Source organism: Flavobacterium branchiophilum FL-15, from assembly GCF_000253275.1.
In the GTDB taxonomy this organism is placed as follows: Bacteria; Bacteroidota; Bacteroidia; order Flavobacteriales; family Flavobacteriaceae; genus Flavobacterium; species Flavobacterium branchiophilum.
On record NC_016001.1, the window covers coordinates 2232129 to 2247603 of the forward strand.

The 15475-nt window shown below is 30.5% G+C and carries 15 protein-coding genes; 5 read left to right on the forward strand and 10 right to left on the reverse strand.

Annotated features, from left to right (window positions below; all coding sequences use genetic code 11):
• Positions 1-16 precede the first annotated feature (16 nt).
• Positions 17-937 carry a tRNA (adenosine(37)-N6)-dimethylallyltransferase MiaA gene (gene miaA / locus FBFL15_RS09635; protein ID WP_014084417.1) on the forward strand — a complete coding sequence of 307 codons (921 nt, stop codon included), beginning with the start codon at positions 17-19 and terminating at the stop codon, positions 935-937.
• A 7-nt stretch (positions 938-944) separates the two neighbouring features.
• Positions 945-1691, forward strand: a complete 747-nt coding sequence (locus FBFL15_RS09640) for an acyl-[acyl-carrier-protein] thioesterase (RefSeq protein ID WP_014084418.1) — start codon at positions 945-947, stop codon at positions 1689-1691.
• Between the two features lie 115 nt (positions 1692-1806).
• Here the strand turns inward: FBFL15_RS09640 and FBFL15_RS09645 are convergent, their stop codons facing one another.
• The 5 genes from FBFL15_RS09645 to FBFL15_RS09665 form a co-directional block, all read right to left on the reverse strand.
• A complete protein-coding gene (locus FBFL15_RS09645) occupies positions 1807-2478 on the reverse strand; it encodes an HAD family hydrolase (protein ID WP_014084419.1) in 672 nt (223 codons plus the stop codon).
• 22 nt (positions 2479-2500) lie between these two features.
• Positions 2501-3241, reverse strand: a complete 741-nt coding sequence (lptB, locus tag FBFL15_RS09650) for an LPS export ABC transporter ATP-binding protein (RefSeq protein ID WP_014084420.1) — start codon at positions 3239-3241, stop codon at positions 2501-2503.
• A 109-nt stretch (positions 3242-3350) separates the two neighbouring features.
• A complete protein-coding gene (locus FBFL15_RS09655; RefSeq protein ID WP_014084421.1) occupies positions 3351-3698 on the reverse strand; it encodes a carboxymuconolactone decarboxylase family protein in 348 nt (115 codons plus the stop codon).
• Positions 3691-4500: a twin-arginine translocase subunit TatC gene (gene tatC, locus FBFL15_RS09660; RefSeq protein ID WP_014084422.1), complete on the reverse strand. Its 810-nt coding sequence runs from the start codon at positions 4498-4500 to the stop codon at positions 3691-3693. The genes FBFL15_RS09655 and tatC overlap by 8 nt, the downstream gene beginning before the upstream one ends.
• Positions 4500-5465: a KpsF/GutQ family sugar-phosphate isomerase gene (locus FBFL15_RS09665; RefSeq protein ID WP_014084423.1), complete on the reverse strand. Its 966-nt coding sequence runs from the start codon at positions 5463-5465 to the stop codon at positions 4500-4502. Before FBFL15_RS09665 ends, tatC begins: the two co-directional genes overlap by 1 nt.
• 87 nt (positions 5466-5552) lie before the next feature.
• On the opposite strand from FBFL15_RS09665, the gene FBFL15_RS09670 reads away from it, so the two are divergent.
• A complete protein-coding gene (locus FBFL15_RS09670) occupies positions 5553-7748 on the forward strand; it encodes a RecQ family ATP-dependent DNA helicase (RefSeq protein WP_014084424.1) in 2196 nt (731 codons plus the stop codon).
• 46 nt (positions 7749-7794) lie between these two features.
• Here the strand turns inward: FBFL15_RS09670 and FBFL15_RS09675 are convergent, their stop codons facing one another.
• Together FBFL15_RS09675 and FBFL15_RS09680 are read right to left on the reverse strand one after the other, a co-directional pair.
• The gene (locus tag FBFL15_RS09675; RefSeq protein WP_014084425.1) at positions 7795-8625 is read right to left on the reverse strand and encodes a glycoside hydrolase family 25 protein; all 831 of its coding nucleotides are present in this window, start codon (positions 8623-8625) and stop codon (positions 7795-7797) included.
• A 9-nt stretch (positions 8626-8634) separates the two neighbouring features.
• Entirely contained in the window at positions 8635-9348 is a 714-nt protein-coding gene (locus FBFL15_RS09680; RefSeq protein WP_014084426.1) for a CDP-alcohol phosphatidyltransferase family protein, read from the reverse strand.
• A gap of 107 nt (positions 9349-9455) precedes the next feature.
• Between FBFL15_RS09680 and FBFL15_RS09685 the strand changes: the two genes are divergently transcribed.
• Positions 9456-10523, forward strand: a complete 1068-nt coding sequence (locus tag FBFL15_RS09685) for a putative type IX sorting system protein PorV2 (RefSeq protein ID WP_014084427.1) — start codon at positions 9456-9458, stop codon at positions 10521-10523.
• Between the two features lie 17 nt (positions 10524-10540).
• Complete coding sequence (locus tag FBFL15_RS09690; RefSeq protein ID WP_014084428.1) at positions 10541-11692, forward strand: lipoprotein N-acyltransferase Lnb domain-containing protein; 1152 nt, start codon at positions 10541-10543, stop codon at positions 11690-11692.
• On the opposite strand, the gene FBFL15_RS09695 is transcribed toward FBFL15_RS09690, so the two are convergent.
• The 3 genes from FBFL15_RS09695 to FBFL15_RS09705 all read right to left on the reverse strand — a co-directional run bounded on the left by FBFL15_RS09695 (position 11651) and on the right by FBFL15_RS09705 (position 15472).
• The gene (locus tag FBFL15_RS09695) at positions 11651-13045 is read right to left on the reverse strand and encodes an exopolysaccharide biosynthesis polyprenyl glycosylphosphotransferase (protein ID WP_014084429.1); all 1395 of its coding nucleotides are present in this window, start codon (positions 13043-13045) and stop codon (positions 11651-11653) included. The two genes, FBFL15_RS09690 and FBFL15_RS09695, sit on opposite strands and share 42 nt — an antisense overlap.
• Positions 13046-13104: 59 nt before the next feature.
• A complete protein-coding gene (locus tag FBFL15_RS09700) occupies positions 13105-13854 on the reverse strand; it encodes a glycosyltransferase family 4 protein (RefSeq protein ID WP_231847459.1) in 750 nt (249 codons plus the stop codon).
• Between the two features lie 271 nt (positions 13855-14125).
• Positions 14126-15472 (reverse strand): O-antigen ligase family protein, encoded by a 1347-nt coding sequence (locus tag FBFL15_RS09705; protein ID WP_014084431.1) that lies wholly within the window; start codon positions 15470-15472, stop codon positions 14126-14128.
• Positions 15473-15475 lie beyond the last annotated feature (3 nt).

Consider the following 15475-nt stretch of genomic DNA (forward strand, 5'->3'; position numbering starts at 1 on the left):
CAAAAATCAAAAAAAAGTGAAAAAAATTTTGGTAATAGTAGGTCCAACAGCAATTGGCAAAACAGCCTTGGCCATACAATTGGCACAGTTTTACAATTGTAAGATTATATCCTGTGATAGTAGGCAATTTTATAAAGAAATGACCATTGGAACAGCTGTACCTAGCAAAGAAGAATTAGATGCAGTGGAACATTATTTTATTCAAAATAAATCAATTTTTGAAAAATATACTGTAGGTGATTATGAAAAAGAAGCGATAAATCTTATAACATCGCTACACAAAACAGATGAATATGTCATTGTAGTTGGGGGTTCTGGATTGTATGTATCGGCAGTTTTAAATGGCTTTGATGCTTTTCCTGAAATTTCAAATACGGTTCGAGAAAAAGTAAAAATGGCGTTTGGACTATATGGCATTGGTTATTTAGTGGAACAGTTACAAATTTTGGATTTTGAATATTATGAAAAAATAAAGACTGAAAACCCACAAACTTTGCAAAATCCGCAACGAATGATGCGATTTGTAGAAGTTTGTTTAGGTACAGGCCAATCATATTCGAGTTTTTTGAATCGGAAGGCAACCCAAAGAGCATTTGAAAGTATCGTTATTGGATTAGAGGCTGAACGCTCTGTTTTGTACGACAGAATCAATCAAAGAGTAGATTTGATGGTGGGTGCTGGATTAGAAGCAGAAGCATTACAACTACATGAATATCAATCACTTAATGCTTTGCAAACCGTAGGTTATAAAGAGTTTTTTGATTATTTTGAAGGCAAAATTAGTCGTGAATTTGCAATTGAGGAAATTAAAAAAAATACCAGACGATTTTCAAAAAGACAACTGACATGGTTTAAAAAAATGGATGATGTACATTGGTTTGATTATTTAACAAGTACTAAAAATATTATTGAGCACATCAATTTACAAATAAAATAAGAACAAAATGCCAATATCAAAAGAATTCACTTCCATTTATTGTAAAAAATGGGAAATTAATTTTGCCCAATGTGCTCCAAATGGGTATTTGAAATATACAGATTTGTGTCATTTGCTGCAACTTACGGCTGCAGCCCACTCTGAAATTGGGGGAATTAGTTTTAGCGACATGCAGGTGCATCAACAGGCGTGGGTTTTGAGTAGAATGTGTGTAGAAATAACGGCATTGCCAAAATGGAAAGATGAAGTAACGGTAAAAACATGGATCGTTTCGTTAGAAAATTCGAGGTCGGTGAGGGCATTGGAAGTGTATGTTGGGGGAGTAAAGTTAGTTGGAGCTGAAACGTTTTGGGCGGTTTTGAATACTACAACTCGTAGGCCAGAGGCTTTGGCATTGCCATATTCTCATTTTGAGTTGTTTCCAAATGCGTTTGGCACTCTAAAGAGGGTAAAAAAGATACATTTGCCTGATGATATTGCAGAAATTACATCAAAAAAAGTATTGCTTTCAGATTTAGATTTGGTAAATCATGTAAATAATGTCAAATACCTGGAATGGTGTATGGATTTGCTGCCTCCTAATGAAATATTAAATCAAAAAATAACCCGATTTGATATGAATTTTATGCGTGAACTTGTATGGGGTGATCAATTTTCGATAGAAATTTGTAATAATGAATCTTATTTTTTTCAAATTATTAAAGAAAATAAAGCTTGTTTTGTATTGGAAATTGAATCAGAGTCAAAAGAATGACCAATCGATTCTAGCCCCGATGGAAGCGGCATCCTTTTGTTTTTTTCTTTAAAAAACAAAAGATATAGCGAACAGCGGGAACGGAACATTGGTGAAAAAGCCAAAAGATAGTGCTTCAAATGTTGGAATGCGTATTAATATTTTTAATTACATCCAAAGTTAATTCGTCAAAATGTTGGATAATTTTGTTGGCTAGGGTGTAATCTTGTTTTTTTGAATTGGGACTTTTGTAGCCAATGCAATAAATTCCAGCTGCATTTGAGGCTTTGATGCCGTTGGTACTGTCTTCGATGATGATGCAATTTTGAATTGGTGTTTGGGCTAATTGAGCGGCATGTAGGAAAATAGCTGGATTTGGTTTGGAATTTTGGAAATCTTCGCCTGAAACTATATGAGAAAAATATTGATTTAAACCAAATCTATTAAAAACTCTCTGAATAGTTACTTTGGCTGCCGACGAGGCTAAAACGAGTTGGTATTGGTTTTGATGTAAGTTTTTGATGAGATTTAGTACACCATCGAGTAGCTGTAAGTTTTCTTTTTGGTCGAAAGCGTTGTTGAAAATTTCACGTTTTTTTTGAACAAGTTCCTGAACATTTTCTTTCAAGTCATACAATTGTATTAGTTTTTCATATACATTTTTAGTAGAATTACCAGTAAATGTGGTATATACTTCGTGAGGAACATGGATTTGTAATTGTTCAAAATGTTGGTAATAGGCAGCATGGTGTACGGGTTCTGTATCTACAATTACCCCGTCCATATCAAAAATTACTGTTTTTATCATTTTATTACTAAACTTTTATTTATTAAAACTCTAATTTCTTTTTTCTAAGTTCAAAATTCTGACCTAAATACACTCTTCTTACCATTTCGTCCTCAACCAGTTCTTCTGGAGTACCTGCTTTGAGAATTCCGCCTTCAAACATTAAATAAGTTTTATCTGTAATAGCAAGTGTTTCTTGTACGTTGTGATCTGTGATCAAAATACCAATATTTTTGTTTTTGAGCTGTGCAACAATGCGTTGAATGTCTTCTACGGCAACAGGATCTACGCCTGCAAATGGTTCGTCCAATAGGATAAATTTGGGGTCGGTGGCTAAGCAACGGGCAATTTCGGTTCTACGTCTTTCGCCTCCAGAAAGCAAATCGCCTCTGTTTGTACGAATATGTTGCAAACTAAATTCGTCTATAAGGCTTTCCATTTTGGCTTCTTGTTGGGCTTTAGTTAGTTGGGTTAGTTGTAAAACGCTCAAAATATTATCTTCTATACTTAATTTTCTAAATACAGAAGCTTCTTGTGCTAAATATCCTATTCCGTATTGGGCACGTTTGTACATGGGGAAATTGGTAATTTCCTGATTATCAAGAAATATATTGCCAGAATTGGGTTTTACAAGTCCTACAATCATGTAGAAAGAGGTGGTTTTTCCGGCACCATTTGGCCCCAAAAGTCCAACAATTTCGCCTTGATTGACTGCTACAGAAATGCCTTTTACGACGTTTCGACCTTTGTATGTTTTGATTAAATTATCGGCTCTTAATATCATTTTGAAAATAAATTAATCCTAAAATTGATTTAGGTGTTTGGATTTGCAAAGCAAGTTAAAAAAACAACTGCATGTAGCATTATTAACTTTGTTTTAAGAAAATAGGTTTTTAGGATTGTTGTTCGAGAGCTTCCCAAAATTCGTACGCACGTCGTAAGTGAGGGATTACAATAGTGCCACCAACTAATGTTGCTACACTCATGGTTTCCATCATTTCTTGTTTTGTAACCCCTTGATTATAAGCTGTTTCTAGGTGGTATTTGATACAATCGTCACAACGCAATACTGTTGAAGCTACTAGTCCCAGTAGTTCTTTGGTTTTGACATCCAAGGCTCCTTCTGCATAGGTATTGGTATCCAAATTAAAAATTCGTTTGATGACTTTGTTGTCATCTGCCAATAATTTGTCGTTCATTTTTGAACGATAATCGTTAAATTCTTTTACTAAATCAGACATTTTGTTGTTTTTTATTGACCATAATGGCTATTAATATACTTGCTTCATATAAAACCAGAAGCGGAATGGATACTATAATTTGACTTAAAATATCGGGTGGCGTGATAATTGCGGCTACAATAAGTATGATGACAATGGCATAGCGTCTGTATTCTCTGAGGCTTGCGGCGGTTACCAATCCTAATTTTGTAAGGAAATAAATGATTATTGGCAATTCAAAAATGAGTCCGCATGAAATTACAGATGTTTTGACCATGCCCATATAATTGTCTAAATTGAATTCGTTTTGAATTACTTTACTTACATTGAAAGCCCCAAAAAATTGTACAGAAAGAGGTAATATTAAAAAATAGCCAAATAAAACGCCAATAAAAAACAAAATAGAAGAGGTTGTTATAAATAGAATCGCATTTTTCTTTTCGTTTTTGTACAAAGCAGGGCTAATAAACTTCCAAATTTCCCATAATATATATGGAAAACCCAAAATAAACCCACAAGTGATACAAGTCCAAATAAATACAGAAAATTGTCCCCCCATATCAGTGCTTTGAATAATAAATGGCATTTCTGTTACGCACATACCACCATCGTCTGTATGTAGATAAGTAGTTAATTCGCAAAACAATTTATAGGTGATAAAATCTGTACGAATTGGAGCAAATATAACATCTTCAAATATAAAATCAATAATAAAATAGGACAAACACGCAATTACAATAACTGCAATTGTAATTCTAATTAATAGCCATCTTAAATCTTCGAGATGGTCTAAAAATGACATTTCTTTAAGTTCTTTTTCCATTATATTATGCCTTCTTTTAAAATATCATGTAAGTGTAAAATTCCTTGGTAGGATGTTCCGTCTGCAACTACGAGCTGTGTAATGGCATTGTTTTCTAATATATGAAAAGCATCAATAACCATGTCATTTACTTGGATTATTTTGGGGTTTTGTGTCATGATGTCTTGAGCTTTTAGATCTGCAAAAGTGTCGCGGTTATTGAGCATACGTCTCAAATCGCCATCAGTAATAATACCAACAACTTGATTATCAGCTACTACTGCTGTTACACCAAGTCTTTTTTCGGAAATTTCAAAAATGACTTTTTTAATGCTGTCATCAGGAGCAACAGCTGGTTTTAGAGCATTTTGAAGCATGTCTTTTACTTTGAGTAATAATTTTTTGCCCAAAGCTCCACCAGGATGGTAAATGGCAAAATCTTCTGCAGAAAATTGTCTTAAATGCATCAAAGCTACAGCTAGTGCATCGCCCATTACAAGTTGCGCGGTTGTACTGTTTGTTGGTGCTAAATTATTCGGACAAGATTCTGAATCAACAGTAGTATTCAATACATAATTTGATTCTTTTGAAAGAAAAGAACTCATATTTCCAGTTATAGCAATCAATTGATTTCCAAATCTTTTGAGCAAAGGTACAAGTACTTTTATTTCGGGACTATTGCCCGATTTTGAAATACAAATCACTACATCGCCTTTTTGAAGCATTCCCAAATCGCCATGAATGGCTTCAGAAGCATGTAAAAACATGGCGGGAGTACCCGTAGAATTGAAAGTTGCAACGATTTTTTGGGCAATAATAGCACTTTTTCCAATCCCTGTAACAATAATTCTATGAGGGCAATTAAAAATAAGTTGAACAGCATTTGCAAAGCTATCATCAAGTAAATCAGCTAGTTTGGCAACAGAAAGGCTTTCAGAAATGATGGTTTCTTTAGCCGATTTTAAAATGTTTTCTATATTTTTCAAAATTGTATTGAAATTTAATTTGTGTAATTAAAAAGTTTGTTGTATCTTTATATGGTGCAAATTTATGTAAAATACTATTAAAAAAGAATGAATTCGAACGAAATTGACATCCATAAGGAATTAAAAAAATATTTTGGCTTTAGTCAGTTCAAAGGACTACAAGAACAAGTTATCAGAAGTTTGTTGGCAAAAAACAATACCTTTGTTATCATGCCAACAGGTGGCGGAAAATCGTTATGCTATCAGTTACCCGCTTTAATGCTTGAAGGCACAGCCATTGTGGTATCACCATTAATCGCTTTGATGAAAAATCAAGTAGATGCTATCCGAAGTTTATCATCGGAGGTGGGCGTGGCACATGTGTTGAACTCTTCATTAAACAAAACAGAAATAGCACAAGTAAAAAGCGATATTGTTGCTGGAAAAACTAAATTATTATATGTTGCTCCAGAATCTTTAACCAAAGAAGAGTATGTCAGTTTTTTGCAAACCGTGCCACTTTCTTTTGTGGCTATTGACGAAGCACATTGCATCTCGGAATGGGGACACGACTTTAGACCAGAATACCGTAATTTGAAAAACATCATCAAACAGTTAAGCGATGTTCCTATTATAGGATTGACCGCCACAGCAACACCAAAAGTTCAAGAAGATATTTTGAAAAACTTGGATATGCCAGATGCGAAAACCTTTAAGGCTTCATTTAACAGACCCAATTTGTTTTATGAAGTGCGAACAAAAACTAAAAATATTGAATCTGATATTATTCGATTTATCAAACAAAATAAAGGAAAATCAGGTATTATTTATTGTTTGAGTCGCAAAAAAGTAGAATCAATTGCCGAAGTTTTAAAAGTAAATGGTATTAGTGCCGTGCCTTATCATGCGGGATTAGATGCTAAAACAAGGGCCAAACATCAAGACATGTTTTTGATGGAAGATGTTGAAGTTGTAGTGGCCACCATTGCTTTTGGTATGGGTATAGACAAACCAGACGTGCGATTTGTTATACATCACGACATTCCAAAATCATTAGAAAGTTATTATCAAGAAACTGGTAGAGGCGGACGAGATGGTGGCGAAGGGCATTGTTTAGCCTATTATTCATATAAAGATGTAGAAAAACTGGAAAAATTCTTGACTGGAAAACCCGTTGCAGAACAAGAAATTGGGTTTGCATTGTTACAAGAAGTAGTGGCTTATGCCGAAACATCGATGTCTAGACGAAAATTTTTGTTGCACTATTTTGGAGAGGAATTTGATAGCGAAAATGGCGAAGGTGCCGAAATGGACGACAATGTACGGAACCCAAAAGTAAAAGTAGAAGCACAAAAAGAAGTAGTGAAGCTGCTTGAAATTGTAAGAGATACCAAACATTTATATAAATCAAAAGAGATTGTATTTACATTAATTGGCAGAATCAACGCCATGATCAAAGCTCATAGAACAGATGCTCAACCATTTTTTGGAACTGGTGCTAATAAAGATGAAAAATACTGGATGGCTTTGCTACGTCAGGTGCTGGTTGAAGGGATGTTGTCTAAAGATATTGAAACTTATGGTATAGTAAAAATTACGGACAAAGGGTTAGACTTTATAAAAAATCCTCATTCGTTTATGATGTCTGAAGATCATGAATACAATCAAACTGAAGACGATGCTATTGTAACTGCTTCAAAATCAACAGGTACTGCAGATGAAGCCTTGATGCTGATGCTTCGTGATTTAAGAAAAAAAGTAGCCAAAAAATTAGGTTTACCTCCTTTTGTTGTATTTCAAGATCCTTCGTTGGAAGATATGGCCTTAAAATATCCCATCACTTTATCGGAATTAAGCAATATTCATGGTGTTGGCGAAGGTAAAGCAAAAAAATATGGCAGTGCTTTTGTTGATTTAATAAGTAAATATGTAGAAGAACATGATATTACCAGACCAGATGATTTAGTTGTAAAATCGACGGGGGTTAATTCTGCAAATAAATTATACATCATTCAAAATATTGACAGAAAACTGCCACTAGACGATATTGCTGCTTCAAAAGGGCTTTCGATGGATGCTTTATTGAAAGAAATGGAGCAAATTGTAAATTCTGGTACCAAATTAAATATTAAATATTGGATAGACGAACTTTTGGATGAAGACCAACAAGAAGAAATTCATGAATTTTTTATGGAATCAGAATCAGATAACATTGAAGATGCCTTAAAGGAATTTGATGGGGATTATGATTTAGAAGAACTGCGGTTGATGCGAATTAAATTCATCAGTGAAGTAGCTAACTAAAATTATATACTAAAAAAAACCAACAATCAATTTGTTGGTTTTTTTTTTAATTGTTTATTGTATAATATTGTAACATTTTTGGAGTACCGTTAAAAATATTAACATCAACTTTGGATTTTATTCCTCGAATTTTTGCTTTTTCAGTAAATTGCCAAAAGAGCCAATCGTCATTTATTGTTGCAGTTGTAATATTATAATTAGCAATCCAAAAAGGATAATCATCAAATTCGTCTTTCAAAAAATTATTATAATAATTTTCACCAGAATAAATAATGGGTTTCACTTGATAATGGGCCTCTATTTTTTCGAGCCATCGTCTAAGTCCCACCTTCAAACTATCGATAGATTGTTGTTTTGGTAGTTTTTCAATATCTAAAACAGGAGGCAAATCACCTTTTTGAAGTTTGACATTTTTAATAAATAAATTGGCTTGTTCAATAGAATTTTCGTTTGGTCTATAATAATGATAAGCTCCTCTAATAAAACGATGTTTTTTGGCTTGGCTCCAATTATAAAAATATTTGGCATCTACGCCATCGTTTCCAGTTGTGGCTCTAATAAACACAAATCCAATTTTATAAACTTCATTTACAGTAGAAACTCTGTCCCAACGAATAGTTCCTTGATAATGAGAAACATCAATACCTACAACATGATCTTTATTTTTCTTTAAAATCCATTCATTTTTGGCGTTTACAGATTTGTCTTTTAAAGATATTTCTTCTTCATTCCATAAATTATAAAGTAACGTTTTATATTTAAATCCAAAATAAAAACAGGATAAAATTATAATAAATACAAATGCAAATCTAAAATGGTTATATTTTTTTCTTGTAACACGCTTTCGAACAGTAGATTTTCGAATTGTTTTAGCCATATACCCCAATTATTTACTAAAATTAAAAGCATTATCGAAAATAGAAAGCAATACATACAATAAAATTATAAGTGGCACTGCAATTTCAAGCAATACAATAAACAATATCAATGCAATGCAAACAAAAATAATTTGAAGTTTATATTTTTTTAAACTAAAATTTTTAATTTTCAATGAAAACAATGGAATTTCAGCATTCATAATATAAGCACTTACGATTGAAATACCAATTAATGTCCAAGTATTAAACAAATAGTTCAACCAAATGGCATCTTGATAATGATTGATAACAAATGGCAAACTCATAATAAACAAAGTATTTGCAGGTGTTGGCAAACCAATAAACGAATCGGACTGGCGAGTATCTATATTGAATTTGGCCAACCTAAAACAAGCTCCTAAAGTGATTATAAAACCAAAATAGGGTAAAAAAATCATCAAAAATGGATCGGAAATGCTGTTTTTTATGAAAAAAAACATCATAAAACCAGGCGATACACCACTTGTAACCATATCTGCCAATGAATCAAGTTGCAAGCCTAATGGCCCCGAAACGTTGAACATACGAGCAAAATAGCCATCAAAAAAATCAAAAAATATGCCTAAACAAATCATATAAAATCCCAGGTCAAACTGCTTGTTTGCCACAAAAACTATGGCTAAACAACCACAAAAAAGATTTAATAATGTAATACTATTTGGGATATGTTTTTTGAAATTCATTATATTTGGATTTTGTTTTAAAAGTTTACAAATTTATATAATAAGTTATAGACATCAACGTTTTTTATTAGAGATTTTTAACGGATATTTGCAAAAACTATTTTATTTTGAAAAAAATTATTTTATTTATCATATTTTTATTTAGCTTATGTATTCAAAGTCAGGTTGTTAGAAAATATTCTAACGATTTTATGAATATTGGAGTAGATGCTGCTGCATTAGGCATGTCAAACGCTGTTGTGTCTAGTGTTCAGGATGTTAATGCAACTTACTGGAATCCAGCTGGTTTGATGAATTTAGAAGACAAACAAATGAGCCTGATGCACGCCAGTTATTTTGCTAATATTGCACAATACGATTTTATGGCCTATGCAGCTCCAATTGACAAAAACAGTGCTTGGGGGATTTCCGCCATTCGGTTTGGTGTAGATAATATTTTAAATACTACTCAATTAATTGATAATCAGGGTAATATAGATTATAACAGGGTCAGCTTATTTTCGGCAGCAGATTATGGCTTTACCTTTTCTTATGCCAGAAATATGCAAGTTCAGGGATTACAATATGGTATCAATTCGAGAATTATTCATAGAATAATCGGTGATTTTGCCAATTCGTGGGGCTTTGGTTTTGATTTTGGCATACAATTCCAACGCAATGATTGGAAATTTGGTTTGATGCTTAAAGACATTACAACAACTTATAACATTTGGAATATCAATCAAGAAAATTTTGAAACAATTAAGGATGCTATCAGTGGACAAAATCAAGAATTGCCAGAAAATACCGAAATCACATTGCCTAGAGCACAATTTGGAGTGTCTAAAAAAATAGCTTTTCATAGTGATTTTAGTTTGCTAGCTGCGGCCCAATTGAATATGCAATTTGCCAAAACAAATGATTTAATTTCTAGCAATATTGTAAGTATCGATCCAGCTTTAGGTTTTGAAGGAGGGTATAACGATTTGGCTTTTTTAAGAATTGGAGTTGGTAATTTTCAAAATATTACTCAATTAGATAAAACTCAAAAATTAAGTTTTCAACCAAATTTTGGATTGGGTTTTAAGTATAAAGGCATTCAAGTAGATTATGCTTTAACTGATTTAGGTAATCAAAGTGCAGCATTGTACTCTAATATTTTTTCTGTTAAAGTTGATTTAAGTATATTTAGATAAACTATTTTTTTTACATAATGAAAGAAAAATTACATTTTTTATTTGCTTTTTTTATAATTATTTTTGCGATACACAGAAGTCAATCACAATGTATCAAATTATCTGATGATGCCAAGGTTAGTGTTTTAACTTGTGGTAGTGGTAATGAATTATACAGTATTTATGGCCATACAGCTATTCGATTTTTAGACCCACAAAACCAATTAGACATTGTATTTAATTATGGCTATTTTGATTTTAATACCGATCATTTTTATTTAAAATTTGTAAAAGGAGATTTAAAATATTTTGTTGCAAGTAATACCTACCAGGATTTTATTTCGGAATATGTTGAAACCAATAGAGATGTTTTTGAACAAACTTTGATATTAAATACAAATCAAAAACAACAAATATTTGAACAAATAAGTATGTCTTTATATTCTGATGAACGATTTTATACCTATAAATTTATCGATCGTAATTGTACAACAATGGTTTTGAATAAAATTAATGGTATTATAGGAAAAAACATAACTCATAAAACATTAAACAATACACTTTCTTACAGAAGTATTTTATACAGCTATCTAAACAATCATTTTTTTGAAAACTTAGGCATCAATATTCTTTTTGGAGCCAAAACAGATCAAACGGCTTCTAAACTTTTTCTTCCAAAAGAATTAATGGAACAACTTGAAAATACAACTATCCATCAAAAAAAATTAGTCGAAAGCACTAAAGTTTTAAATGTAAAACACCTTACAAATGATGACAATCCATTGTGGAATAACATTTATTTCTTGTCATTAATATTAATAGTAATGACCATATTAAATAGTAAAATAATTAATAATATATATATTATATTAATGGGAATTATAGGTTTTGTATTGCTTTTTGTTAGTTTTTACTCCAACCATCAAGAAGTTAGTTTAAATTACAATATATTACTTTTTAATCCATTATACTTAATATTATTTTATTTTAAACACCTAAAAGATACATATTTTAAATTACTAATATATATTTGCTATGCTTTCATTTGCATATATATTATTATATTATTAAACAAAGCTTATTTAATAATGATTTTACCAATAATAATTACAACAGTGATAATGCTTTACAAACAACAAAAGTCTGTTTTACTGCCCTCTGTAATACAAAACGGTGCTCAAAGTTTTTAGTATAATATTGATATCTAAATAAATACTTCGGTGTTTGATATAATATAAATCATATTGAAGTTTTACAAGACTATCTTCTAATTTGTCTCCATAAGAATAATTAACTTGAGCCCAACCAGTCAAACCAGGTTTAATAATATGCCTGGTGCTATAAAAAGGCATGATTTCTATTATTTGATCTACAAAAACTTGACGCTCTGGTCTAGGACCAATAACACTCATATCGCCAATCAATATATTAAAAAATTGTGGTAATTCATCCAAACGTGTTTTTCTTAATATTTTTCCAAAAGGTGTAATTCTAGCATCATTTGAAGCTGCAAAAACAGCTCCGTGCTTTTCTGCGTTGGTAACCATGCTACGCAGTTTGAATATTTTAAATAATTTACCGTTTTTGCCTACTCTTTCTTGAGAATAAAACAAAGGGCCTTTATTAGCAAACAAATTTATAATATATATAAACGGTATCAAGCTTGAAAATAAAATTATACCTATAATAGATATTGATAAATCAAAAATTTTGATATAAAATAAATAAAGTCGATTTTGATTATTAAAGCTAAATGGAAAATACCTATAAAAATCTCTTGATAAATATTGTACCGGAATGCGTTGAGAAATATTTTCATAAAGCTGTGTATATTCTTTTATAGGATATTGATTTTGAAGTATTTCAAGCAATTCCTTATATAATTCAAAAGTAATCATTTCTGTTTTTTTAACATCAATGACAATTTCAGAAATATTTCTTTCTATTAAAAAACTTTTTAAATCATCTAACTTGAGGTTTTTAATACCATTCAAATTAAATTGAAATGGGTTTTCTGTATCGGTATTCAAATAGGCTTTCACCTTTGTATGTGGATCTGCTTGTTCTAAACCTAAAACCAATTCTTCTAATTGCTCAGGGTCGCATATTAGCACAACTTTTTTCTTAAACTTTTGTTTTGTAAATAAATACAAATAAAACATACGCCAAGATAATAAGGAAAATAATACGGTGAACAAGAAAAGTAGTATATAAATTCTATTATTTGGTAGAGAAGGGGAATAAATAGGGGTAAATAAATAACTAATAACAATGGCAAATGAAGTCATCAAGACACTTTTAGTAATTTGATTAAAATTACTAGCCACTTGCAAATTATACATTTCAAAAATGGCACCATATCCAAGAATATAACTCAATAATACAAAAACATATGAAATTTGTGTGAAAAAATTTAAAAAATATTGCATATTAAATATCAACCCTTCTAAATATAAAGATATAAATATGACTATTATATCAAATAATTTTAATAGGATTTTACGTTCAGAGATTTCAAAATGTATTTGATTGTTTGATTCCATGTAAAATGCAAAATTTGAATTGGAATGGCAAGATAACAAATATTTTGACAAATGTAATATTATTTTTTTAAAATTTCAAACCATTTGTATTTAACTTCTCCCCAATAAAATTGTGATGCAGATAGCTGAGCGTTATGAGCAATTTTTTGATATAAAACACTGTTATTCAACAAATTAGAAATTTGAAAGACCATTTCATCAACATCATTTTTATTGACTAAAATACCTGTTTCCTGATGATTTATTAAATAAGGAATGCCACCTACGTTCGTTGAAACAACCACAAGTCCTAAACTCATAGCCTCTATTAAAGAAACAGGCATATTATCAAAATTTGTAGTATTTATAAAAAAATCAAACTCTTTTGATAATTGAATCCATTCTTTTTTTGACAATTTCCCTGTAAACTTTACTGATAATCCCAATTCATTAGCTAATTTTTTTGAACGTTCAAAACTTTCATCTTTTTTGGGCCCCACCATACATAATGTAGCTTTTGGATAGCTTTGTTGTAATTTTTCTAAAACATAAAGTGCCATTTCTGGGTTATATGTTTGATCAAAAGCCCTTACCCAAAGGAGTTTTGGTGCTATTTCATTTCTAAGTAAAAATTGATAATCATTTTCATTTATAGTATTTGGTATTAAAACCAAATTATTAAACTTTTTTTTAAATTCATCATATAAATAAGCAGAAGGAGCTACATTGCAATATGAATTTTTGAATATTAGATTACATAGTAGAGGATTAATTTTCAATCTTTTAGGTAAATTACCGCCGTGCAAAATAGGAATATATTTTAATTTCAATAATCGACAACATTGGCTTGTACACAAAACATACCAAAATCCAAAAGTACTATAGGTATCAATTAGCACATAATCTATTTTAAATGAATATTTTATTACAGAAAATAACATGTCCAGTATCCTTATCAACCAATTTTTATATGTAGAAGCATATTTTACAACATAATGCTCATCAGTCAATTGCTTACCTAAAGTGTCAATTGTTGTAGGATTTGAACCTTTTGAATTCAATTTATTACCAATATATAAGATAAAAGCCATTTATAGATATTTATGTATTATATTTTTCTTTAACTACAAATAATAACGACAACCCATACATAAAAGCCGGAGCTGCTATTCTCATTGCTGCATGATTGATGGTAAAAAACCAAAAGAAAATAAACGGAAGTAAATATAAATGGTTTTTATTTGGAATGTACATGTAAATTGGAACAAAAATTAAAATAATTATAGCTAAAATACCAAATATACCGTGTTCAGCTAATAATCTTGTTATTTCGCTATGAGACGCAAGATCAATTCCAAATTCATCAGCCCGTTGTTCTTTAACTTTTCCAACACCAATTCCCCAAATTGGGTGGTCTAAAAAAAATCCTAATTCAATATCTGCCAATTTTTCACGCCCTGTAAATTTACTTTTTTTAACACGTCCTAAAGCATCTTTATTTTCATATCTATTTTCTAAAAGTCCATTCGTTTGAGAAACGCTATAAATCCAAACAAAACTAAAAAGCATTATTAATACACTTAAATAGGCTACAATTTTTGTTTTTAGAACAACATTTGCTCTTTTGAATAATATGATAATCAATGTTAAGATAACGAAAATACCACATAAAACACCGCCTCTTGAAAAAGTAATAAAAGCACGATAGGACAAGATAAAAAATAAGGCTAAATTGAGAATTAAAACCAATTTATTCGTTGAAAAAAAAAGAATTCGTACAAAAAAAACAAACATGCCTAATCCTAGAATTGTCGAAACTTGATTTGGGCCATATCCTCCTGATGTTGTAAAATTAGATCCTGTAGAATTAATTACTGTACTAAAATCAATATTTAACGAGAAAAAGATAATATAAAATAAAGTAGAGACTATTGGAAAACCAATTAACATTAAAATATTATGAATTTCTTCTAAGGTTATTTTTTTATTAAGGCAATAAATAGAACAAAATCCTAAACATAATGAACCTGATATGTTAAATAAAATCGCATTTTTTACATTAATTTCTAAACCTAATGTTTCAGCACCAATTAATATACCAGGAATTAATAAAAACATAAAAAAAACATAAAAAATACTCCATCTTGTAACTCCATTAAACAAAATACCTACAAACATTAACAATATTACAGCATATTTAACAAATTCATATAAAACAACACCTTCAGTCATCCTCAAAAAAACTTCTGCACCTACTAAATAGGCTGCTGCATATAAAACTTCGTTGTTCATATTTTTTTTATATAAAACATACCCTAATCCTACAATAAAAATTAAAACTCCGTATAATAAAGAAATTTTTTTTTCATAATTAGCTAAAATTCCTAGAAAAGCATGTAAAATAATCAAAAAAACATACAAGAGATTATTATTCTTTTTTTGAATCATTTA